The organism is Streptomyces typhae, from assembly GCF_009755605.1.
GTDB classification, from domain to species: Bacteria; Actinomycetota; Actinomycetes; order Streptomycetales; family Streptomycetaceae; genus Streptomyces; species Streptomyces typhae.
On record NZ_WPNZ01000024.1, the window covers coordinates 51,711 to 75,568 of the forward strand.

Sequence of the window (23,858 nt, forward strand, 5' to 3'; positions counted from 1 at the left end):
GTCGAAGGACGGCACCGAGGGTTGCCCCAGCCACGCGAGTACGGCCCAGAAGTCCGCCGCGGCGCCCTGCCCGGCTGATGCAACCGACGCATCCGCACCGTGGCCGACACCCGCGCATTGACCCCCGGGGGTCCCGCGGTGTTCGCTCCCCTACGCGACCGTTGTCGACGCAGGAGGAACCGATGCCCGTCCCGCACCGCACGGCGGCCGCCGGAGCCGCGCTCGCCGTCCTCTGCGCCGTGGCCGTGCCGGTGTCCGCGGCCGCGGACACCGCCGGCGCCGCGCCGCGCACCGAGAGGGTGAGCGTCGCCCCTGGCGGCACCCAGGGCAACACCGCCTCCACGAACCCCGCCATCAGCGCCGACGGCCGCCACGTCGCGTTCGTCTCGGCGTCCAGGAACCTCGTCGCGCACGACACCAACGGCACCCCCGACGCCTTCGTACGCGACCTGAGCAGCGGCACGACGGAGCGCGTCAGCGTCAAGAGCAACGGGAAGCCGAGCCACGGAGTCGTCCGCGAGATCTCCCTCAGCCCCGACGGGCGGTACGTGGTCTTCACCTCCACCGCCGACGACCTCGTACGCGGCGACCCCAACGACCTCGACGACGTCTTCCTGCACGACCGGCGCACCGGCAGAACCGAACGGATCAGCCCCACGGGCGCCTCCTACGACGGGCTGCGCACCCCGCTGACGTACGACCCCGCCGTCAGCGGCGACGGCCGCTACGTGGCGTACGCGTCGGGCGCCGGGGACCTCGTCGCGGGGGACGCCAACCAGCGGGACGACGTGTTCCTGTACGACCGCGAGAAGAAGACCACGGAACTCGTGCAACTCGACAACGCGGGCAAACAGGGTGAAGGCGACGCGTTCGCCCCCGCGTTCGCGGGCGACGCCGGCGGCCGGTACGTCGCCTTCACCTCCAACGCCTCGGGCCTCGCCGGAGTGGAGGACCACTCCGCAGCGACGGACGTCTTCCTGCGCGACCGCGAGAAGGGCACCACGGAACTCATCAGCGTCCCGAAGGCCCACAACCGCAAGACCCCGTCCTGGGACGCGGCCCTCAGCGGCGACGCCCGGTATGTGGCGTTCACCTCGTCCTCCAGGGTGCTCCGCCCCGAAGGCCCCGCCCCGACCGGCACGCGCAACGTCTTCCTCCACGACCGCGAGACCCAGCGCATGCGCCTGGTCAGCGCCGCGCAGGACGGCACACTGGCCGATGGCGAGAGCGACCACGTCTCCCTGAGCGGCGACGGACGACACGCGGCCTTCACCTCCACCGCCTCCAACCTCACCGCCGACCCCGACGACAGCAGCGCCGACGTCTTCGTACGGGACATGCTGACCGGCGCGGTGCGGCTCGTCAGCGTCGAGAGCGAACCGGTGAGCGAGGACACCGCGCCGGGCCCGTGCACCGGCGTCAGCGGGGACGGCGGCACGGTGGTGTTCGACTCCCCGGCGAGCAACCTCGTCCCCGGCGACACCAACGGCGTCCCCGACGTGTTCGCACGGCGCCTCGACTGAGCGACGCGCGGGGACGGCGGCCCGGGGCGCGCCGACGTCCAGCCGATGATGTGCAGCGTGGACTCCGTCACCAGGATCGCGCCCGGCGTGAGCGAACCGTGCACGATGCCCCGGCGGTGGCAGCGGTGCACGGCCCGAGTGCTCCGCGGGCGTCGGCGTGCCGGTCGTCACCGGCCGTCCGGGACCAGGCCACGTCCGGGTCCGCGGCGTCAGCTGCCAGGTCGCGGAGATCGTCATGCTCGCCTGACCGCCCGCGCCGACGATGCCGAGCCGCAGGTCCTGGCCGACCTGGATGCCGAAGTCGACCGAGATCTCCTGGGGCGGGTCGGGGATGTCCCTGACGGCGTCGTGGACCTGCTGGAGGACCGGGCCGAGCGGACTCAGCACGGTGCGCAGCGCGTCGGTGGCGAGCGTGCCCACGCGCGCCCCGCGCGCGCCCCACCGGCGTCACGCCGGAGATGCCGCCCGGCAGATCGGCGTCCCCGTCGCCGGGCGCGGCCGGTGCCTCACCGGCCGCAGCCAGTTCGAGCCGGACACATGCTCCGTCGTCGAGGGCGAACTCCAGGTAGTCGTAATGCGGCACAGGAAGCATTGTGCACAGCAACTACGCCGGGAGACAGAGAAGCTGACGAAGCGGAGCCACGGCCTCGGCGCCGCGGGCGATCACTGGAGTCGTCGGATGTCACCCCGGACGCGGTAGAAGCCGCCAGCCGCCGCGTGCAGGGCGTCCACGACGTAGCGCGCCCCTGGCTGCCGTATCGCGTGCGGGAACTGGACGTTCCAGGACCCGTTGTAGCCCTCGGACACCACGTGCACCCGCAGGCGGCTGCCGTCCTGGACGCACTCCAGGACGACCGCGCCCGTGGGGGCCCGGTCGACGGTGGTGACCGCGGCCGCCGCCGTGGCCGGAGCGTAGGTCGGCAGGGCCGCGGCGAGCTTGACGTCCCGGGCGGCGGGCACCGTGCCCTGCTCCGCCGCGGTGATGGCCGCCTCGCTCGCGTCCACGCACACGAGCGCGCCGTCCGTCGTCACCAGATACAGCTTCTCGTCGCGGTACTGCATGGACAGGGCGGAGCCCCCGCCCGTGCCGAGCTTCCACAGCCGCGTGCCGTCCCGGTCGAAGCAGTAGACGGACGACGCCGCGTCACCCGCGAACACGAACCGGCCGCCCGGCGAGGTCGCGCACGAGTACACCGCGCTGTCGCAGGCGTACGTGGCCTCGACCGCGCCGCTCGCCTTCGCGAGGCGCTGGACCACGCGGTGCGCCGTGCCCGCGTACACAGCGCTGTCCTCCTGCCAGCCGAACAGCACGTCTCCACGGGTCTTCGTGTGCCACAGCTCGCCGCCGCCGTCGGGGGCGTAGGCGGTGACCCCGCCGCTGTGTCCGTGGTACACCGCCCGGTCGTCGGCGCGGACCATCCAGGCGCGCTCGCCCGGACTGCGGCGCGCCCACTGGTGCTCGTCCTCGTGGTCGATGACGGTCAGGCGGCCGTCGTGGTCCGAGACGTTGAGGATTCCCTGGTGGATGTCCAGCCAGAAGATGTCGACGTCGGCGGCGATGTCGTAGGCGGCGAACGGGAGTTTCGACGACAGGTCGTACACGCTGCCGTCGTCGCAGCCCGCGTAGATCCAGAAGTCGTCCGCGACCAGGCACTTGACGCCGTCGGGCAGAGAGAAGCGGGCCAGGACGCCGCCATTGTGGTCCAGGGTGTACACGTCGCCCGCCTGGTTGCCGACCCAGCAGTGCTCGTCGTCGACGTGGATGCCGAACGCCGACGAGCCGGTGCGGAAGCGCCACAGGACCGGGGCGACGGCGCGGGCGGTCGACGGCGCCGACGTCACCTGCCGCCGCGTCACCGCGCGCGGCGCGCGCTGCCCCTGGATCGCCGGGGCGTACCCCTTGCTGACCTTCCCCGCTATCTTCTTGGCGGCCGCCGCCTGCGCCTTCGCCGCGGAGGCGAACGTCGTCGTCTGCGTCTGCCCGGCGGCGCCGATCCGCCCGTACCGCACGGTCACCGTCTGGTCGTCGACGATCACCTCGTAGAACTTGTGCGCACCCGCGCCCTCTTGCGAAAGCTCCAGATACGTCTTCGTCACCGTGGACCCGGCAGACATGACAGACCCCTCCCCAGGGCGGACCCGCGGCGACTCCGGCGGGTCTCGATGGAGGAACCATAGGAGAAGCCACTGACAACGCGATCACCGCGCCGCCCCCTCCGGGCTGCCGGTTCCGTTTCCACGCTGTCGCTGTCGCTGTCGCTGTCGCTGTCGCTGTCGCTGTCGCTGTCGCTGCCGTCGCTGTCTGCTCCGCCGGGCACGCCCCCGTATCCGTGCCCGGCGGAGCGATCTCAGCCTGCACCGGCGACCCAGGGGGCGTCGATTCGTTTCGGGTGAGGCCGAAACGACCGCCGCGGCCCGGTCGGTGCGCCGGCCGGTCAGGCCTGCGTCGCGGAGTCGAGAAGTGCCTGCCCGGTGGGGCTGGGGGAGTGCAGCACGTGCTTTCCGTACCGGGTGAGGGTGCTCAGACCGCCGTTGCGCAGGACACTCGCGTGCTCGCTGGCGCTGGCCGGGGAGATGCGGGCGTGCGCGGCCAGTTGGCTCGTGGTGCAGCCCGGGTTCTCGGCGATGGCGCACAGGACGACGGCCCGGGTCCGGCCGAGCAGGGCGCGCAGGGACGCCGGTGCGTCCGCGAGCGCGCCGGCGGTGAGGGCGACGGGGGCGAGCGTGGAGCGAAAGCCGTCGCGGATGGGAAAGGAGACCCAGGGGCGGCCGTCCTCCGGGTGGTCGAAGAGCGGGTAGTGGGCCCCGAAGACCGTCGGGACGAGGAGCAGCCCACGGCCGTCGAGGAACAGGTCGCCGTCGTACCCCGAGGCCGTGGTCATGTGCAGGACCGGCGGAGCCCACTTCAGGTAGCGCGGGTTGAGTTCGCGCAGGAGGCGGTCGATGCCGTGGTCGGCCATCTGCTTCAGGCGCAGGGCCCGGTCGGCGGCGTGGAGTTGGGTGATGCGGGGCCAGTAGGGGGCGATGATCTGCTCGTGCGCGTACTCCACGGCGTCGGCCAGGTGAGCGACGAGCCGTGGCGTGTCGAGGAGTCGCCGCGCTGCCTTCGGGACCTGCTCCTGCTCGGAGAGCCATGCTGCGAGGTCCGCCGACACCTGCCGGGCGGGGGTCGAGCGCAGCTTCTCCAGGTCCTCGGCGACGTCCGGCCCGTTGAGGCCGAGGAATTGCGGTGTCGCGCCCAGGGAGGGGATGAAGGAGAACAGCGGGCTCATGCGCGGGTTCATGTGCTCGGCGGCCCGCTGCCGCCAGGCGTCGAAGCGTGCGGGGTGCGTGCGCTCCTGGAGCAGCCGGATGCCGATCTCCAGCTCGAGGAGCGGTCGGACGCCCGACGCCATCCGGGTACGGGCCAGGTCCTGGGCCGTGAAATGGATCCTCATGGTCACCCGCGCGAGTGTCGCTCCGTGCGGCGCGTTCTGGCCAGTGGGAATCGAGTCGAGTCCCACTGGCCCTGGGCCGCGGCGACCGCCGCATCGGGGCCGCGCCGACCGACCGCGTCCCGCGGCCGCGCCGGATCGGCGCCGGATCGGCGCCGGATCAGCTCAGGAGCTTCGTCACCACGCGGTCGAGTGCCTCGATGTCCTCCGCGGGCAGGTCGAGCAGGGCGTCCGGGGGAGTGGTGAGGATCGCGGAGGCGCGGGCGGCCGCCGCTCGGCCCGCCTCGGTGAGGTGGACCAGCTTGGACCGCCGGTCGGCGGGGTTGGTGACGCGTTCGGCGAGGCCGCGCCGCACCAGGTCGTCGACGATGACGCTGGTGTAGGGCGGGTCTGCGCCCATCCGCTCGGCCAGTTCCCGCAGCGGGATCGGGTCGGCGGCCAGGCGCCGCAGCGCCCGGACGCGGCTGAAGCTCATGCCCAGCGCTTCGGCGACGGTCTTGCGGCGGTTGTAACGCTCCAGCAGGAGGGTGTTGAGCCCCTGCCAGACCCGGGCCGCCGCCCTGGCGGTGGCCTCGTCTCCCGCTTGGGGTCCGTCCCCTGCGTGGGGTCCGTCCCCTGCGTGGGGTCCGTCCCCTGCGTGGGGTCCGTCCCCTGCGTGGGGTCCGTCCCCTGCGTGGGGTCCGTCTCCCGCGTGGGGTCCGTCCCCCGTGTGGGATCCATCTCCCGTGTGGGACCCGTCCTCCAGGAGCGGCTCGCCCTCCCCGAGAGGCACGCCCCCCGCGTGAGGCGTGTCCCCCGCGTGCGGCACGTCCCCCGCGTGAGGTCCGTCCCCCGCGCGGGGCCCACCCCCCGCACGGGCCCCGGCCGTCCGAGGCACGTCCCCGTCCTGCGGCCCCTCGGCCTCGTGCGGTCCGTCGACATGATGGCGCTCCATCAGGCGTTCACTGTCTCCGTCTCCCTGGTCTCCTCGGCGGCGAGCCGCTTCGCGGTGTTCCGGGCCGTCGCGCGCGCCCAGCGGCCGGAAGTGAGCGTACCCACGACCAGCACCGCGGCGCCGCAGCCGGCGATGATCCACCACGCCTGGCGGGCGGTCCCGGTGAACGCGTCGGGGTCCGCGTGCACGCCACCGGCCATGAGGGCACCGATCACCGCCACACCCAGGCACTGGCCCATCTGCCGGCTGGTGGAGGCCACCGCCGCCGCGACGCCCGCCTGCGAGGAGGGCATACCGGAGACGGCGGTGTTGGTGATGGGCGCGTTGACCAGGCCGAAGCCGGTGCCGTAGAGGAGGTAGGCGACGAACAGGAGCGTCGTGGGGAGATGGTCGGAGTAGGTGAGGGCCTGAAGCACGGCACTCGCGCACATCGCGGCCCCGGCGAGCAGCAGGGGAGCGCGCGGTCCGCGCGAGGCCACCATGCGGCCGGACAGGGGCGCCGCGACCAGCGCCATGACGGCCATGGGAAGCAGGTGGAGACCGGCGTGCAAGGGGTCGAGTCCGCGTACGTTCTGCAGGTACAGGGAGCTGACGAACAGGAAGCCGCCCAGACCGGCGAAGACGGCCACCGCGACCACGACGGCACCCGAGAACGGGACGGACCGGAAGAACCGCAGGTCGATGAGCGGGTCGGTGCGCCTCGGCTCGTACCAGAGGAGACCGAGGAGCGCGCACAGGGACGCGGCAGCGCAACCGGCGACGAGGGGCGAGGTCCAGCCGAGGTTCGGCGACTCGATGATCGCGTACGTGAGCGCGGCGAGCAGCACGACGATCAGGACCTGGCCGACCGGGTCGACGCGGCGCGCCCGCGGCGCCCGTGACTCCGGCACGTACCTGCGGGTCAGGAACAGCGCGGCCAGACCGATGGGCACGTTGATCCAGAAGACGGCCCGCCAGCCGGCGGACTCCACGAGCGCCCCGCCGACGATCGGCCCCGCGGCCATGCTGAGCCCCACGACGGCGCTCCACACGCCGATGGCGCGGGCGCGCTCGCGCGGGTCGGTGAAGGTGTTGCTGATGATCGACATCGCGACGGGGTTGAGCATCGACCCGCCGACCGCCTGCAGCATCCGCGCGGCTATCAGCCAGCCGAGCCCCGGAGCCAGGCTGCACAGCAGCGAAGCCACAGTGAAGATCACGAGCCCGGCCTGGAAGACGCGGCGGCGGCCGACGCGGTCGCCGGTCGAGCCGGACAGCATCAGGAGACTGGCGAGGACCAGGGTGTAGGCGTCGACCGTCCACTGCAGTCCGCTCATCGAGGTGTCGAGATCACGCTGGATGGAGGGCAGGGCGACGTTCAGGATGGTGTTGTCGAGGCTGACGATCAGCAGGCTCATGCAGCAGACAGCGAGCACGAGCCAGGGCCTTCGAGGGGCGGCTTCCGGCGTGACCGGCATGAGAGGACTCCACGGTCTCAGGGTGCGGATTTTAGTTGTGTTAGTGAAATCATTGTAAGACTACAACTAAATGGGCCGTCCGTGTGACGGTGATGGCGTCATGGCCGGGAACGGGTGATCGAGGATGGCTGATTCAAGCTGTACCCTCGCCTCTCCGGCCTGCATCTCTCCCCTTGGAGCACGGGCGGTTGCGACGCAACTGGACCGGTGCCGGGGCGAGTCGGCGAAGTGGAACAAAGCACCCCGGATCCGGCAGTCGAACCTTCCGCCCGGACAGGACCGAACGTTAGGGTCCCTGCTGTTGCCAACTACCACAGTGGCCACAGAAGGAGCGTGCCCAACATGGCTGTCCCGAGGACTTCGTCCACCTCACTGGTCACACCGGACACGACTGTCGCGGCCCGGTTCGAGCAGTGGGCGGACGCCGCCCCGGACGCGGCAGCCGTGGTCGGCGGGGCCGACGCACCCCTGACCTATGGGGAGTTGGACGCCGCGGCCAACCGCCTCGCGCACGTCCTGCACGCGCACGGGATCGGCCAGGAGTCCGTCGTCGCCGTCGCGCTCCCGCGCTCCGCCGCATACGTGGTCACCGTCCTCGCCGTCCTCAAGGCCGGCGGCCTCTATCTGCCCCTGGACCCCGAACACCCCGGCGACCGGCTCCGGTTCCTCCTCGACGACGCCGCCCCCGCCCTGCTCGTCACCGACACCCGCACCGCCTCCGCCCTGCCCGGACACACCACTCCCCGCCTCGTCCTCGACGAGCCCTGCACGGCTGCGGACCTCGCCGCGGCGTCTACGGAACGCCTGCGGGCGGGGCGCCGCACGCAGCCGGGCCAACTCGCGTACGTGATGTACACCTCCGGGTCAACGGGCCGCCCCAAGGGCGTCGCCATCACCCACCGGGGCGTGGTGGGCCTCGCCGCCGATCCCGCCTTCGCGACCGGGCGCCACGAGCGGCTCCTGCTGCACAACACCCTCGCCTTCGACGCCTCCACCTACGACCTGTGGCTGCCGCTCCTCGGCGGCGGCACGGTCGTGCTCGCCCCGCCGGGGCGCCTCGACGCCACCGTGCTCGCGGCGGCCGTCGCCGACCACGGCGTGACCGCCGTGACACTGACCGCGGCTCTTTTCGCCCTGATCGCCGACGACGATCCGACGGCCTTCGCCGGGCTTCGCGAGGTGTGCGCCGCCGGGGAGGCGCTGTCCCCGGCCGCGGTCACCCGGGTCCTGCGCGCCTGCCCCGGCCTGACCGTGGTGAACGGATACGGACCCACCGAGGCGACCGTGGCCGCCACCCTGCACCCGGTCACCGACGCGGACCGCGTCGGCGACGTGGTGCCGATCGGCGAGCCGCTGGCCGCCCTGCGCGTCCACGTCCTGGACGCGGCGCTCGCCCCGGTGCCGGACGGCGACCCCGGTGAGCTGTACCTGGAGGGCGAGGGGCTGGCCCGCGGCTACACCGGCCGCCACGCCCTGACCGCCGAACGCTTCCTCGCCTGCCCCTTCGGCGACCGCCCCGGCGCCCGCATGTACCGCACCGGCGACCTGGTCTCGCGCGCGCCGGACGGCTGCCTCACCTTCCACGGCCGCACCGACGACCAGGTCAAGGTCCGCGGCTTCCGGATCGAGCCCGGCGAGGTCGAGGCCGTCCTCGCCGCACAGCCGGGCGTGGCGCGCGCCGCTGTCGTCGTACGGCAGGACCGGGTGGGTGAACGGCATGTGGTGGCGTACGTGGTGCCGGAGCCGGAATCCGCCGGTGAAGCCATGAACGGCGGAAGCGGCGGAAGCGACGGGAGCGACGGGAACGGCGGCGACGGCGGGGCGGGGTCCGCCGTGAGCGCCGAGCGGCGCGTCGTCGAGGAGTGGGCGCAGGTCTACGACGAGGTGTACGCCACCGCCGACGCGGTCTGGGGCGAGGACTTCACCGGCTGGAACTCCCGCGCCACCGGCGAGCCCATCGACCGCGACGAGATGCGGGAGTGGCGCGACGCGGCCGTGCGGCACATCCTGTCCGCGCAGCCGCACCCGCGCCGCATCCTCGAGATCGGCGCCGGATCGGGCCTGTTGGCCGCCCGCCTGCTGCCCCACGTCGAGGAGTACTGGGCCACGGACCTCTCCGCGCGGGCCGTCGCCCGCCTCGCCCGTGAGGCCGGGCGTGCCGGGTTCGGGGACCGGTTCACGCCGCTCCACCGGAGCGCCGACGACGTGCGCGGCCTCCCGGACGGCCACTTCGACACGGTGGTCCTCAACTCCGTCGTCCAGTACTTCCCGGGCGCCGCCCATCTGGACCGGGTGCTCGCCGGGGCCTTCACCCTGCTCGCGCCGGGCGGTCGGATCGTGGTCGGGGACGTGCGCAACGCGGCCACGCTGCCGCTGTTCCACACCGGGGCCCGGCACGCCCAGGAACCGGACGGGCCGGGCGCCGATCCGGCCGCGGTACGGGTGGCGGTGGCACGCGCGCTCCTGACGGACACCGAACTCGCCCTGCACCCGGCCTGGTTCGCGCAGTGGGCCGAGCGCCACGGAGCCGCGGGCGTCGACGTCCGCCTCAAGGACGGCGCCGCCCACAACGAACTGACCCGCCACCGCTACGAAGTCGTCCTGCACAAGCCCGGCGCCCCCGGCGCCCCCAGTGCCCCTGTTGAGGACGTCAGCGGTGTCGCCGCGGTGGCGTGGGGCCGCGACGTCACCGACCTGCACGAATTGGAGGAGCGGGTGCGGGGGAGTGCCGGACACGTCCTGCGCGTGACCGGCGTGCCCAACGCCCGGCTGCGCGACGAGGCCGCCCTGGCCGTGGGCGCCTGCCTCCTCGACGGGGACGAGGGGCTCGACGGGGTCGACGGGGTCGAGGGGTCCGCGACCGGCGCGGCGGCGCTCGATCCGCCGCAGGTCGCCGAGTGGGCCGGGGCGCGGGGCTGGAGCGCCGTGCCGACCTGGTCGCGGGCCGCGCAGTGCTTCGACGCGCTGGTCTTCACCGAAGGCCCCGGCACGGGCCGCGCCCTCACCGGCACCTGCCTCCCGCCGGACCACGCGGACGCCCCGCTCGCCAACGACCCGGCTGCCGCCGTGCGGATCGGCGCGCTGGTCGGCGCGCTCCGCGACCGCCTCAAGGAGCTGCTGCCCGCCCACCTCGTCCCCGCCGCCGTCCTCGCCGTCGCCGAGCTGCCCCTGAACGCCAACGGCAAGCTGGACCGCCGGGCCCTGCCCGCCCCCGACTTCGCCGCGCGGACCACGGGACGCGCCCCGCGCACCCCCAGGGAGGCGCTGCTGTGCGGCCTGTTCGCCGAGGTGCTCGGCCTGGACCGGGTCGGAGTCGACGACGACTTCTTCGCCCTGGGCGGCCACTCGCTGCTCGCGACGAAGCTGATCAGCCGGCTGCGTGCGGCCCTCGGTGCCGAGGTCGGCCTGCGCACCGTCTTCGCCCACCCCACCGCGGCCGGACTCGCCCTCCGTCTGGACGGCTCCGCCCGCGCCCGGACGCCGCTCACCCGCCGCTCCGAGCGCCCCGGACGGCTCCCGCTCTCCGCCGCCCAGCGACGCCTGTGGTTCCTCCACCAGTACCAGGCGTCGCCCACGTACAACATGCCGTTCACCCTCCACCTGACCGGGGAACTCGACGTCGAGGCACTGGAGTCGGCGCTCCACGACGTGATCGCCCGGCACGAGACCCTGCGCACCGTGTTCCCGCAGGCCGACGGCGGACCCCACCAGCGCGTCCTGGACGTCGACGAAGTCCACCGGCACCACCGGATCGCGCTTTCGGCACGGCAGGTGCACGGCGAGGACGAACTGTCCGAGTGCCTCACCGAGGCCGCCCGCCGCCCGTTCGACCTTGCGGCGGCACTCCCGGTGCGCGCGAGCCTGTTCCGTACCGGTGGGGAGACCGGTGCAGAGACCGGTGCGGAGACCGGTGCAGAGACCGGTGCGGAGACCGGTGCAGAGACCGGTGCAGAGACCGGTGCCGAGACCGGTACCGAGCGGCACGAGGCCGACGGCCGGCGCACCGGCGCCGGCACCCACGTCCTCGCCCTGGTCATCCACCACATAGCCGGCGACGGCTGGTCCCTGGCCCCGCTGGCCCGCGACCTGACCGCCGCCTACCGCGCCCGCACGGCAGGGACGGCACCGGACTGGGAGCCGCTGCCGGTGAGCTACGCGGACTACACGCTGTGGCAGCGCGACCTGCTCGGCGACGAGACGGACCCGCGGAGCCTGTTCGGTGAGCAGTACGCCTACTGGGCCGAGCAGCTCGCCGGGCTGCCGGAGACGACGACGCTCCCCGGCGACCGGCCGCGCCCGGCCGACCTCGACTACAGCGGCGACCGGCTCCGCCGCGCCTTCCCGCCCGCACTGCACCGCGGTGTCACGGAGTTGGCGCACACCAGCGGCGCGACACCCTTCATGGTGCTCCAGGCCACCATGGCCGCCCTGCTGTCCCGCCTCGGCGCGGGCGACGACATCGCGATCGGCAGCGGCATCGCGGGCCGCACCGACGAGGGCCTGAAGGACCTCGTCGGCCTGTTCGTCAACATGCTCGTGCTGCGCACGGACACCTCCGGCGACCCCACCGTCGCCGACCTCCTCGCCCAGGTGCGGGAGACCAGCCTCGCCGCCTACACCCACCAGGACGTGCCCTTCGACGCCCTGGTGGAGAAGCTCAACCCGCAGCGCTCCACCTCCCACCACCCGCTGTTCCAGATCGCCCTCGTCCTCCAGAACAACGAGGAGGCCGGCTACGAACTGCCCGGCCTGCGCGCCCGCGTCGACGACCGGGGCACGGGGACGGCCCGCTACGACCTGATGCTGAGCCTCACCGAGACCTTCGGGGAGCGCGGCGCACCCGCGGGCATCACGCTCACCGCCGAGTACTCCACCGAGCTGTTCGACGCCGCCACCATCGACACCCTGATCACCCGCTGGCAGCGCCTCCTCACCGCCGCCGTCGCCGACCCCGCCCAGCGCATCGGTCACATCGACCTCCTCTCCGCCGAGGAGCGCCGCGAACTGACCGCGCCCACCGGCCCGGACGAGCGCACCGTCGCGGAAGCCACCTTCCCCGAGCTGTTCGCGGCACAGGTGCGCCGGGACCCGGGGGCGCTCGCGGTGGAGGCCGGCGACACGGTGTGGTCGTACGCGGACCTCGACGCGCGGGCCAACCGCGTCGCGCACTGGCTCACCGGCCGCGGCATCGGCCCCGAGAGCCTGGTGGCCGTGGCGATGCCGCGCTGCGCCGAGCAGGTGGCCCTGTCCCTGGGCGTCCTGAAGGCGGGCGCCGCGCATCTGCCCCTCGACCTGGAGTACCCCGCGGAGCGGATCGCGTACATGGTCGAGGACGCGGCCCCGGCCATGGTCCTGACGACGGCGGACGCCCTCGCCGGGCTTCCGCGCGGACTCGCCGTCGACACGGTCGCCGTCGACACCGACGACGTCCAGGAGGCCTGGCGGCAGGCCCCGGACACCGACCCCGACGTCGCCCTCGCCCCCGCACACGCGGCGTACGTGATCTACACGTCCGGCTCCACGGGCCGCCCCAAGGGCGTGACCGTCACCCACGCCGGACTCGCCGCGCTCGCCGCCACCACCCGTGAACGCCTCGCCGTCGAGCCCACCTCCCGGATCCTGCAAGTGGCGTCTCCGAGCTTCGATGCCGCGTTCTGGGAGCTGGTGCAGAGCCTGGCCTGCGGAGCGGCCCTGGTGGTGCCGCCGTGGCGGCGCGTAGTCGGAGACGACCTCCACCAGGTCCTCGCGGAGCGGCGGATCACGCATGTGATGCTGCCGCCGAGCGTCGTCGCGACCCTCCCCGACGAGGCGCCGCGGACCCTGGACGCGCTGCGCGTCCTGACCGTCGGCGGTGAGGCCTGCCCGCGGGCGCTCGCCGCGAAGTGGGGCGCGGGGCGGCGCGTCGTCAACGCCTACGGCCCGACCGAGACCACCGTCTGCGCCACGGTCAGCGCGCCCCTGACGGACGGCGCGGCACCCATCGGCACCGCCGTCGCCGACGGCCGGGTCCGCGTGCTCGACGACCGGCTCACCCCGGTGCCGCCGGGCGCCGCGGGCGAGGCCTACGTCTGCGGCCCCTCCCTGGCCCGCGGCTACCACGGCCGGAAGGCCCTGACCGCCGAACGCTTCGTCGCCAACCCCTACGGCCCGCCCGGCACCCGCATGTACCGCACCGGGGACCTCGTACGCCTGCGCGCGGACGGCCAGTTGGAGTACCTGGGCCGCGCCGACGACCAAGTCAAGATCAACGGTCTGCGCATCGAACCCGGCGAGATCGAGACGGTGCTCGCCGACCACCCGTCCGTGGCCCGTTCCGTCGTCACCGTGCACGCGGCGAACGGCACCAAGCGCCTGGTGGCGTACGTCGTGCCGGACCTGGACGGCACACAGCAGGTCACGGAGTCCCAGCAGCAGGTCGACGAGTGGGAGCAGATCTACGACGACGTCTACTCCACGGCCGGGACGCAGTGGGGCGAGGACTTCAACGGCTGGAACTCCAGCTACACCGGTGCGCCCATCGACCTGGACGCGATGCGCGACTGGCGGGACGCGGCCGTACGGCGGATCACCTGCCGGGAGCCGCGCCGGGTACTCGAACTCGGTGTGGGCTCCGGCCTGTTGATGGCGCACGTCCTGCCGCACGTCGAGGAGTACTGGGCGACCGACCTGTCCTCGCAGGTGATCGGGCGCCTGACGAGGGAGGTGGCCGAGGCCGGGTACGCGGACAAGGTCACGCTGCTCCACCGGCACGCCGACGACGTCAGCGGGCTGCCCGTCGGCCACTTCGACACGGTGGTCCTGAACTCGGTGATCCAGTACTTCCCGCACGCCGCCTATCTGGACCAGGTACTCGCCCAGGCCTTCACGCTGCTCAGGACGGGCGGCCGGATCCTGGTGGGCGACGTGCGCAACGCCGGGTCCCTGCACCTGTTCGCCGCCGGGGTGCACCACGCCCGGAGCGGCCGGGACGCGGCCGCCGCCCCGTCGGCGGCGCGCGCCGCCGTGGAGCGGGCCATGCTCACCGAGCCCGAGCTGGTCCTCGACCCGGAGTGGTTCGCACGCTGGGGCACGCGCCACGGCGCGGCCGGCGTCGACATCCGCCTGAAGTCCGGGGCGGCGCACAACGAACTCACCCGCCACCGCTATGAAGTCGTCCTGCACAAGCCCGGCACCCCCGTCGAGGACGTCAGCGGCGCCCCGAGCGTCGCCTGGGGACATCAGGTCACCGACCTGCCCGGCCTCGCGGACCTCGTGCGCGCACGGCAGGGCCAGGTGCTGCGCGTGACCGGGATCCCCAACGCCCGCGTCGACGGCGAGGTCGCTCTGGCCGTCGACGCCCGCCTGATGCCTCCGCGGGCCGGGCATCCGGCGCTCGATCCGCAGCAGCTCGGCGACTGGGCCGCGACGCGCGGCTTCGGCTCCGTGCTGACCTGGGCGGACGCGGGCGACTGCTTCGACGCGCTGCTCTCCGCCGATCCCGGTACGACCGCCCGCGCCCTGACGGGGGTGTATGTGCCCTCGGGGCGCGGCGACAAGAAGCTGGCCAGTGACCCGGCCGCCGCCGGCGGCATCGGAGCCCTCGTCGGCTCGCTGCGCGGCTACCTCCAGGAACGCCTCCCGGCGCATCTGGTGCCCGCGTCCGTGGTCGCGATCGCCTCGGTGCCGCTCACCGCCAACGGCAAGCTGGACCGGCAGGCGCTGCCCGCGCCCGACCTCGGCCCGCAGCCGGGCGGCCGGGGCCCGCGCACGCTGCGCGAGGAGCTGCTGTGCGACCTGTTCGCCGAGGTCCTCGACGTCGAGCGGGTGGGGATCGACGACGACTTCTTCGACCTGGGCGGCCACTCGCTGCTCGCGACGAAGCTGATCAGCCGCATCCGGACCGCGCTCGGCGCCGAGGTGGAGCTGCGGATCTTCTTCGCGCACCCGAGCGTGGCCGCCCTCGCCCCGCACCTGGACACCGGCGGCCGCATCCGTACCCCGCTGACCCGCCGCGAGGAGCGCCCCGACCACCTGCCGCTCTCCTTCGCCCAGCAGCGCCTGTGGTTCCTCCACCAGTACGAGGGCCCCTCACCCACGTACAACATGGCGTTCGTCCTGCGCATGGACGGCCAACTGGACGTCGCCGCCCTGGAGTCGGCCCTCCACGACGTCATCGCCCGCCACGAGACCCTGCGCACCGTGTTCCCCGAGGACGCCGACGGCAGGCCCCACCAGCACGTCCTGCCGCCGGAGCGGGCCCGGCCGCCGCTCACCGTGCGCGCGGTGCCCGGCGCGGACGAGGCCGCCCGCGCCGTCGCCGAGGGCGCCCGGCACACCTTCGACCTGGCCGCAGACGTCCCCGTACGCCCGACCCTGCTCCGCACCGGCACCGACGCGCACGTCCTCGCCCTGGTGATCCACCACATAGCGGGCGACGGCTGGTCCGTGGCGCCGCTCGCCCGCGACCTGGCCACGGCCTACACGGCCCGCACCGGGGGCGCCTCGCCCGCGTGGGAGCCGCTGCCGGTGAGCTACGCGGACTACACGCTGTGGCAGCGCGACCTGCTCGGCGAGCCCGGCGACCCCGACAGCCTGTTCGGCGAGCAGTACGCCTACTGGGCCGAGCAGCTCGCAGGCCTGCCGGAGACCACGACCCTGCCCGGCGACCGGCCGCGCCCGGCAGCCCTGGACTACAGCGGCGACGTCCTCACCGCCTCCTTCGGACCCGAACTCCACCGGGCCGTCGTCGAGTTGGCGCGGTCCTCGGACGCCACGCCGTTCATGGTGCTCCAGGCCACCATGGCCGCCCTCCTGACCCGCCTCGGCGTGGGCGAGGACATCGCGATCGGCAGCGGCATCGCGGGCCGCACCGACGAGGGCCTCACGGACCTCGTCGGCCTGTTCGTGAACACCCTCGTGCTGCGCACCGACACCTCCGGCGACCCCACCTTCGCCGAACTCCTGAACCGGGTCCGCAAGTCGAGCCTGGCCGCCTACACCCACCAGGACGTCCCCTTCGAGGCCCTGGTGGAGCGGCTCAACCCGCAGCGGTCCACCTCCTACCACCCGCTGTTCCAGATCGCCCTCGTCCTCCAGAACAACGAGGAGGGCCGGTTCGACCTGCCCGGTGTGCGCGTGGGCGTCGGGTTCGCGGGCACCGGCACGTCCCGCTACGACATGCTCCTCAGCCTCAGCGAGACCTTCGAGGACCGCACGGAGCCCGCCGGCATCCAGGTCGCGGTGGAGTACTCCACCGAGCTGTACGACGCCGCCACCGTCGAGACCCTGATCACCCGCTGGGAGCGCCTCCTCACCACCGCCGTCACCCACCCCACGCACCGCATCAGCTACGCCGCGCTCCTCACCGACGCGGAGCGCGCCGAACTCCTCGCCGCCGAGCGGGCCGAGGCCCCCCACCACATCGCCCAGAGCACGTTCCCCGAGCTGTTCGCGGCCCGGGTCGGGCAGGACCCGGACGCCCTCGCGGTGGAGGCCGACGACACCGTGTGGTCGTACGCGGACCTCGACGCGCGCGCCAACCGGATCGCGCACTGGCTGATCGGCCGCGGCGCCGGGCCCGAGAGCCTGGTGGGCGTGGCGATGCCGCGCTGCGCCGACCAGGTCGCCGTGGCCCTCGGCGTCCTGAAGGCAGGGGCCGCCTACCTTCCCGTCGACCTGGAGTATCCGGCGGACCGGATCGCGTACATGGTCGCCGACGCCGCCCCGGCGGCGATCCTGACCACGGCGGACTGCCTCGCGGAACTGCCCCTAGGCCTGCCCGTGGACGTCGTCGCCGTCGACACCGAAGCCACCCGGGCCGCCTGGCACCAGGCCCCCGACACCGCGCCGAGGACCTCCGTGGCGCCGGCCCATCCCGCGTATGTGATCTACACGTCCGGCTCGACGGGCCGCCCCAAGGGTGTGACCGTCACCCACGCCGGTCTCGCCGCCCTCGGCACCACGAAGCGCGAGCGCCTGGCCATCGGACCCGCATCGCGCGTGCTCCAGGTGGCGTCGCCGAGCTTCGACGCGGCGTTCGGAGAGCTGGTGCAGGCCCTCACCAGCGGGGCCGCCCTGGTCGTGCCGCGGCAGCGGCGCCTGGTGGGGGACGACCTCTACCAGACCCTCGCCGAGCGCAAGGTCACCCACGTCACGCTGCCGCCGAGCGTCGTGGCCACCCTGCCGGAGACGGCTCCGGGGACCCTGCCCTCGCTGACGGCGCTGACCATGGCGGGCGAGACCTGCCCGCCGGGACTCGTCGACGCCTGGGCGCGGGGGCGCTGCGTCGTCAACGCCTACGGCCCGACCGAGGCCACCGTCTGCGCCACCCTCAGCGCGCCCCTGACGACCGGCCCCGCTCCCATCGGCACGGCGTCCGCCGACGTCCGCACCCGCGTCCTCGACGAGCGCCTCGCCCCCGTCCCCGCGGGCACCCCGGGCGAGCTGTACCTGGCGGGCCCCAGCCTGGCCCGCGGCTACCGCAACCGCCCCGCGCTGACCGCCGAACGCTTCGTCGCCGACCCCTACGGCCTCGCGGGTGCCCGCATGTACCGCACCGGCGACGTCGTACGCCGCCTGCCCGACGGCCAGTTGGAGTACCTCGGCCGCGGTGACGACCAGGTCAAGGTCCGCGGTCTGCGCATCGAGCCCGCCGAGATCGAAGCCGTCCTCACCCGCCACCCCGGCGTCGCCCGCGCCGTCGTCGTGGTGCGCGAGAACCGGGGGAGCGCGCAACTCGTCGGCTACGTGGTGGCCGGCGGAGCCGGGGTCCGGGTCAAGGAGCTGCGCCGGTTCGCCGCCGCGCGCCTGCCCGACTTCATGGTCCCCGCCGCGTTCGTCGTCCTCGACGCGCTGCCCCTGACCCCCAACGGCAAGCTCGACAAGGCCGCCCTGCCCCGCCCCGACAGCTCCGCGGGCACCACCCACCGCGAGCCGGGCACCGCCACCGAGCGCCTCCTCGCCACCGTCGTCGCGGAGGTGCTCGGCCTCGAACGCGTCGGCGTGGACGACGACTTCTTCGCCGTCGGCGGCGACAGCATCCGCTCCGTCCAGGTCGTCTCGCGCGCCCGCGCCCACGGCATCGCCCTCACCCCCCGGCAGATCTTCGAACACCGCACCGTCGCCCACCTCGCCGCCCTCGCCGCCGGACCGGCCGGGGCCGCGCTCCCCGGCTCCCGCCCGGGGAGCGCCGACAAGCCGCTGGTCGCCGTGGCGCCGGAGGACCGCGAGGCGTGGCAGCGGACCTACCCCGGCCTCGCCGAGGTGTGGCCGGTGACGGCGGCGCAGTCCGGGCTGCTCTTCGAGAGCAGCCTCGCCGACGTCTCGTACGACGCCTACCACGTGCACTTCGTGCTGCGCCTCGGCGGCACCGTCGAGCCCGAGCGGATGCGGACGGCAGCCCAGGCGCTGCTCGACCGGCACGCCGCCCTGCGCACCGCCTTCACCACCGGCGCCACCGGCGACCAGGTCCAGCTCGTCGTCGACGGCGTCCGACTGCCCTGGCAGGTCGTGGACCTGCAAAACCTCGACGCCGCCTGCCGGGACGCGGCCCTCGACCGGCTCATCGCCGAGGACCGCGCCGTCCCCTTCGACCCGGCGGTCCCGCCGCTCCTGCGGATGACCCTCGCCCACACCGGCGCCGACCGCGCCGAACTGCTGCTGTCCGTCCACCACGTCCTCTTCGACGGCTGGTCCATGCCGCTGATGGTGGCGGACCTCCTCCACCTGTACGCGCACGGCGGGAACGCGGGGGACGCGGCGGCCCAACTGCCGCCCGCGCGCCCCTACCGGGCGTTCCTCGGCTGGCTCGCGGAGCAGGACCAGGAGGCCGCCGCGGCTGCCTGGGCGGCCGAGCTCGACGGCGTCACCGAGCCCACACTCCTGGCCGGGCCGCCCCCCGCGGGCCCCGTCGAGCGGAGCGACGCAGGCCACGTGGAGCTGCGCGTGCCGCCCCGCACGGTCCGCGCGCTCCAGGACCGGGCGGCCGACCTCGGCATCACCCTCAACACCGTCCTCCAGGGCGCCTGGGGCCTGCTCGTCGGCCATCTGACCGGGCGGCAGGACGTGGTGTTCGGCACCACCGTCTCCGGGCGGCCGCCGCAGGTGGCGCACGTCGACGAGATGGTCGGCCTGTTCGTCAACGGCCTGCCCGTACGGGTGCGGTACGCGCCCGGCGACACCCTCGCCCAGGTCCTCACCAGCCTCCAGGAACGGCAGGCCGTCCTCCTGGACCACCATCACCACGGCCTCAGCGAGATCCAGAAGGCGACCGGGCTGCGCACCCTCTTCGACACGATGCTCGTCTTCGAGTCCATACCCGTCGACCGGCCCCGGCTCGGCGCCGCCGCCGCGGCGTCCGGGCTCACCGTCACGGGCACACGGGCGATCTCCGGCACCCACTACCCGCTGACCGTGATCGCGGAGCCGGACCTGCGGATGGACTTCCAGTACCGCGACGGCGCCTTCGACCGGGCCGCCGTCGAGGCGATCGTCGCCCGCCTCGCCCGGATCCTGGACCAGGTGGCCGCGGACCCGGACACCCCGCTCGCCCGCCTCGACCTGCTCTCGGACGCCGAACGCGACCTGCTCGGCCGGGTCAACGACACCGCCGTCGACGTGCCGCCGTGGACGGTCGACCGCCTCATCGCCGAACGCGCCGCCCAGTGCCCGGACGCCACCGCCGTGACGGACGGCAGCATCCGCCTCAGCTACGCGGAACTGCGCGCGCGGACCGGCCGCCTCGCCCGCGAACTGCGCGCCCGGGGCGCGGGACCCGAGACCGTGGTGGGCCTGGCACTGCCCCGCACCGCCGACCTCGTCGTGGGCATGCTCGCCGTCCTGGAGGCGGGTGCGGCCTACCTCCCGATCGACCCCGCCTACCCCAGCGCACGCCTCGACCAGATCCTGGCCGACGCCCGCCCCGCCCTCGTCCTGACCTCCACCACCACCGCCCACGCCCTGCCCACCACCCACGACGTGCCCCGGCTGTGCGTGGAGGACGTCGATCTCGGGTCCCCCGCGCCCTCCGCCGGCTCCGCCGGGGAGCCGCCGCGGGTGCGGCCCGACAACGCCGCGTACGTGATGTACACCTCCGGCTCCACCGGCACCCCCAAGGGCGTCACCCTCACCCACCGCACCCTGGTCAACGGCGCGTTGCTGCTCGCCGACAGCACCGGGATCACCGCGCGGACCCGCACCCTGACGGCGACCTCCGTCAACTTCGACGTGTCCGTCTTCGAGATCCTCACCACCCTCGCCGCGGGCGGCACCGTCGAGGTCGTCCGCGACCTCCTCGCGGTCGGCGAGCGCGGCGGCTGGAGCGGCGGCCTCATCAGCGCCGTGCCGTCCGTCCTCGCCGAACTCCTCGACCAGCTCGGCGACGACGCGCTGCGCGCCGACTCCGTCGTCCTCGCGGGCGAGGCCCTGCCCGCGCCGCTCGTCCAGCGGCTGCGCCGGGCCGTCCCCGGCGCCCGGATCGTCAACGCCTACGGCCAGACCGAGGCGTTCTACGCCACCGCGTTCACCGCCGACGAGGACCTCCCGGACACCGGTGCCGTGCCGATCGGCGCACCCCTCGGCAACATGCGTGCCCACGTCCTCGGCCCCGCCCTCACCCCGCTGCCGCCCGGGGCCGTCGGCGAGGTGTACGTCGCGGGACACCTCGCCCGCGGCTACCACGGCCGCCGGGCCCTGACCGCCGAACGCTTCGTCGCCGACCCCTACGGGCCGCCCGGCGCCCGCATGTACCGCACCGGGGACCTCGCCCGCCGGACCCCCGAGGGCCAGCTCGTGTACGCGGGCCGCGCCGACGACCAGACCAAGATCCGCGGCATCCGCGTCGAGCCCGCCGAGATCGAGGCAGCCCTCGTCAGGCACCCGAACATCGACCGGGCCGCCGTAGTGGTCGCCGCGGAGCACGGCGCCCCGCACCTGCTCGCCTGTCTCGTCCCCGGCGACCCGGCCGTCGGCGGCCCCTCCGACGGGCAGCTGCGCGCCTTCCTCGGCGAACGCCTGCCCACCTATCTGGTGCCCTCGCACTTCCTGACCCTTGACCGGCTGCCGCTCACCCCGAACGGCAAGCTCGACCGGGCCGCCCTGATCGAGCGGGCGAGCGTGGAACGCCCCGACCAGGTCAACCGGGCCAACCCGCGCGACCACGCCGAATGGACCCTCTACCAACTGTGGCGGCGCGTCCTGCTCACCGCCGACATCGGTATCCGCGACAGCTTCTTCGACGTCGGCGGCACCTCCATCTCGGCCATCAAACTCGCCCACGCCATCCGCGAGGAGCTCGGCGAGGACATCTCGGTCCGCGACCTGCTGCTCCACCCCACCATCGAGGAACTCGCCGAACGGCTGCGCCACGGCGCCTCCGACACGCCGCCCAGCGACCTCATCGCCTTCCGCGAGGGCGACGGCCACGCGCGCGTGCTCTGCGTCCACCCGGCGGGCGGCACCGCGTTCTGCTACCTCTCCCTGGCCAAGGAACTCCCCGACACCGTCGGTGTGTACGGCATCCAGGCGCCGGGGCTGCACCAGGGCGGGGCGTTCCTGACGACGGTCGAGGCCATGGCCGAGGCGTACGAGGAACTGGTGGCCCCGCTCCTGGACGGCGCCCCGCTGGTCGTCGTCGGGCTCTCCTTCGGCGGTCTTGTCGCTCACGAACTGGGCCGCCGCCTCGCCGCCGCGGGACACACCCGGCTGAGCGTCGTGCTCCTCGACGCGCCGGGAACGGAGGACGCCGCCGCGCGCGCCGCCGTCGGACCCGTCGGCATGGACGAGTTCCGCGACAAGCTCGTCAAGTTCAACGGCATGTACCCCGGCATCGAGGACCAGCAAATAGAACGTTATTTCCAGGTCTACAACAACAACCGGAGCGCCATCGCCGCCTACGCCCCGCCGCCGACCGCGGCCAGGACCGTCTTCGTGCAGGCCGTAGAGGAGGCGATGCCCGAGGACCTGCGCAGGCGGATGCGGGAGTTCTGGGAGCGGCGCGCGGGCGGCGGCTACCACGTGGAGCCGCTCGCCTGCGACCACTGGGAGATGCTGGAGAGCGACGAGGTGCGCCAGGTGGCCGCCCTCGTACGCTCCGAACTGGGCCCCGGCCTCGGTCCTCAGTGAGGTGGACGGGGCCCGGCCGGGGTCAGAACCGGGTGTCGTCGGCCACCGGGACGGAGGCGGGGGCCGGGGCGGGCGAGCGCTCGAACTTGGCGGCCGCCGGGGGCTTGGTGCCGCAGAAGGCCGGTTCGAGGGTGTTGGTCAGGGCCTGCGTCACGCCGCTGTTGTTGGAGGCGTTGGCGACGGCCACGACCGTGCGGCGGCCGTCGCGGGTGGCGAAGGACTGGGTCTGGTAGCCCTGGACGATGCCGCCGTGGCCGTACACCTTGGCGCAGGACAGGGTGATCTCGCGCAGCCCGAGGCCGTAGGAGACCTTCGCCGTCGGGGTGGGCAGCACGGTCGTCATCTGCCCCACCGACTCGTCGGAGAGCAGCCCGCCGGAGTCGCCCGCGAGCAGCGCCGAGAGGAAGGTGTCGAGGTCGGCGGCGGAGGAGATGACAGCGCCCGCGCTGCCCACCCACGAGCCGTTCTGCTCGGTGGAGTCCAGGAGCGGCTTGGTGCGGTCGTCGTTCGTCAGATAGCCGGTGACGTGCGCCCCGGCGATCTTCTTGGACGGGACCACGTACGACGTCTTGCGCAGCTTGAGCGGCTTGATGATCTGCGTGCGCAGGTTCTCGGCGTAGGACGTGCCGGTGATGTGCTCCACGGCCATGCCGAGGAGGACGAAGTTGGTGTTCGAGTACGAGTAGCGTTCCCCCGGCGTGAACTGCTTGCCGTGCTTCACCGACAGCGCCACCAGGTCGGCGGGCTGGTAGACGGTGTTGCGGATGCGCTTCTCGAACGCGCTGGTGGTCTCCTCGCCGGGCTGCTCCAGGAGGTCGTTGGTGTGGTCGAAGACCCCCGAGCGGTGCTGGAGCACCTGGCGGCCGGTCATCTCCCAGTCCGCGGGCAGGGTGCCCGCCGGGAGGTAGTCGCGCAGCGGCTCGTCGAGGTCGATGCGGCCCTGCTCGGCGAGGCGCAGCACGAGGACGGACGTGAACATCTTGGAGTTGCTGCCCACCCGGAACCGCCGGTCGGTCTTCATCGGCGTGCCGCCGAGGTTCGACTTGCCGACGGCGACGCGCAGGTCGCGGCTCGCGTCGTCGCGGTCGTGCACGACGGCGAAGGCGCCGGGCGCGCCCGCGGCGACGGTGCGGTCCAGGGCGGCGCGCACCGGCGCCGGATCGGCCTTCGGACCGCTCGCGGGCCCGGCCACGGCCGTCGTCGCTCCCAGTGCCGCGAACACGACGCCGGTCACGGTCACCGTCGCGGTACGGGTGAACTTGGTTCCTGCCATCAGGTGTTGCCCCCACCTATTGTTGTGCGCTGCATGAGGGCGGGCATCGGTCGGTGCCCGCCTGGCGTGATCGTATAGGCAGGTGACGGAGGGTTGGCTTCCGGCGCGTGCGGGGCGGGCGTACGGGCAGGACGGTGT

7 protein-coding genes and 1 pseudogene are annotated in these 23,858 nt (G+C 73.8%); 2 read left to right on the forward strand and 6 right to left on the reverse strand.

Translation table 11 applies throughout. From position 1 onward, the window contains the following. Positions 1-182: 182 nt before the first annotated feature. Positions 183-1,523: a TolB family protein gene (locus GPA10_RS33130; RefSeq protein ID WP_157168696.1), complete on the forward strand. Its 1,341-nt coding sequence runs from the start codon at positions 183-185 to the stop codon at positions 1,521-1,523. Between the two features lie 276 nt (positions 1,524-1,799). Here the strand turns inward: GPA10_RS33130 and GPA10_RS43880 are convergent. The 5 genes and pseudogenes from GPA10_RS43880 to GPA10_RS33150 all read right to left on the reverse strand — a co-directional run. After that, positions 1,800-1,943, reverse strand: a pseudogene (locus GPA10_RS43880) (CU044_2847 family protein); the annotation flags it as partial. A 243-nt stretch (positions 1,944-2,186) separates the two neighbouring features. After that, complete coding sequence (locus GPA10_RS33135; RefSeq protein WP_157168697.1) at positions 2,187-3,638, reverse strand: WGR domain-containing protein; 1,452 nt, start codon at positions 3,636-3,638, stop codon at positions 2,187-2,189. A 320-nt stretch (positions 3,639-3,958) separates the two neighbouring features. Continuing rightward, positions 3,959-4,960 (reverse strand): ArsR/SmtB family transcription factor, encoded by a 1,002-nt coding sequence (locus GPA10_RS33140; protein WP_246260260.1) that lies wholly within the window; start codon positions 4,958-4,960, stop codon positions 3,959-3,961. Positions 4,961-5,117: 157 nt separating this feature from the next. Then, positions 5,118-5,432 carry a MarR family winged helix-turn-helix transcriptional regulator gene (locus GPA10_RS33145; RefSeq protein WP_241844910.1) on the reverse strand — a complete coding sequence of 105 codons (315 nt, stop codon included), beginning with the start codon at positions 5,430-5,432 and terminating at the stop codon, positions 5,118-5,120. Positions 5,433-5,890: 458 nt separating this feature from the next. Further along, positions 5,891-7,348, reverse strand: coding sequence for an MFS transporter (locus GPA10_RS33150; RefSeq protein ID WP_157168699.1), 1,458 nt, complete (start codon positions 7,346-7,348; stop codon positions 5,891-5,893). Positions 7,349-7,690: 342 nt separating this feature from the next. On the opposite strand from GPA10_RS33150, the gene GPA10_RS33155 reads away from it, so the two are divergent. Continuing rightward, complete coding sequence (locus tag GPA10_RS33155; protein ID WP_157168700.1) at positions 7,691-22,447, forward strand: non-ribosomal peptide synthetase; 14,757 nt, start codon at positions 7,691-7,693, stop codon at positions 22,445-22,447. Positions 22,448-22,469: 22 nt separating this feature from the next. On the opposite strand, the gene GPA10_RS33160 is transcribed toward GPA10_RS33155, so the two are convergent. Further along, positions 22,470-23,720, reverse strand: a complete 1,251-nt coding sequence (locus GPA10_RS33160; RefSeq protein ID WP_157168701.1) for a serine hydrolase domain-containing protein — start codon at positions 23,718-23,720, stop codon at positions 22,470-22,472. Between the last annotated feature and the right edge of the window lie 138 nt (positions 23,721-23,858).

Coding starts and splice junctions, on each gene's coding strand:
- GPA10_RS33160 (WP_157168701.1), bottom strand. CDS start 23,720: ATGGCAGGAACCAAGTTCACCCGTACCGCGACGGTGACCGTGACCGGC.
- GPA10_RS33140 (WP_246260260.1), bottom strand. CDS start 4,960: ATGAGGATCCATTTCACGGCCCAGGACCTGGCCCGTACCCGGATGGCG.
- GPA10_RS33150 (WP_157168699.1), bottom strand. CDS start 7,348: ATGCCGGTCACGCCGGAAGCCGCCCCTCGAAGGCCCTGGCTCGTGCTC.
- GPA10_RS33130 (WP_157168696.1), top strand. CDS start 183: ATGCCCGTCCCGCACCGCACGGCGGCCGCCGGAGCCGCGCTCGCCGTC.
- GPA10_RS33155 (WP_157168700.1), top strand. CDS start 7,691: ATGGCTGTCCCGAGGACTTCGTCCACCTCACTGGTCACACCGGACACG.
- GPA10_RS33135 (WP_157168697.1), bottom strand. CDS start 3,638: ATGTCTGCCGGGTCCACGGTGACGAAGACGTATCTGGAGCTTTCGCAA.
- GPA10_RS33145 (WP_241844910.1), bottom strand. CDS start 5,432: ATGAGCTTCAGCCGCGTCCGGGCGCTGCGGCGCCTGGCCGCCGACCCG.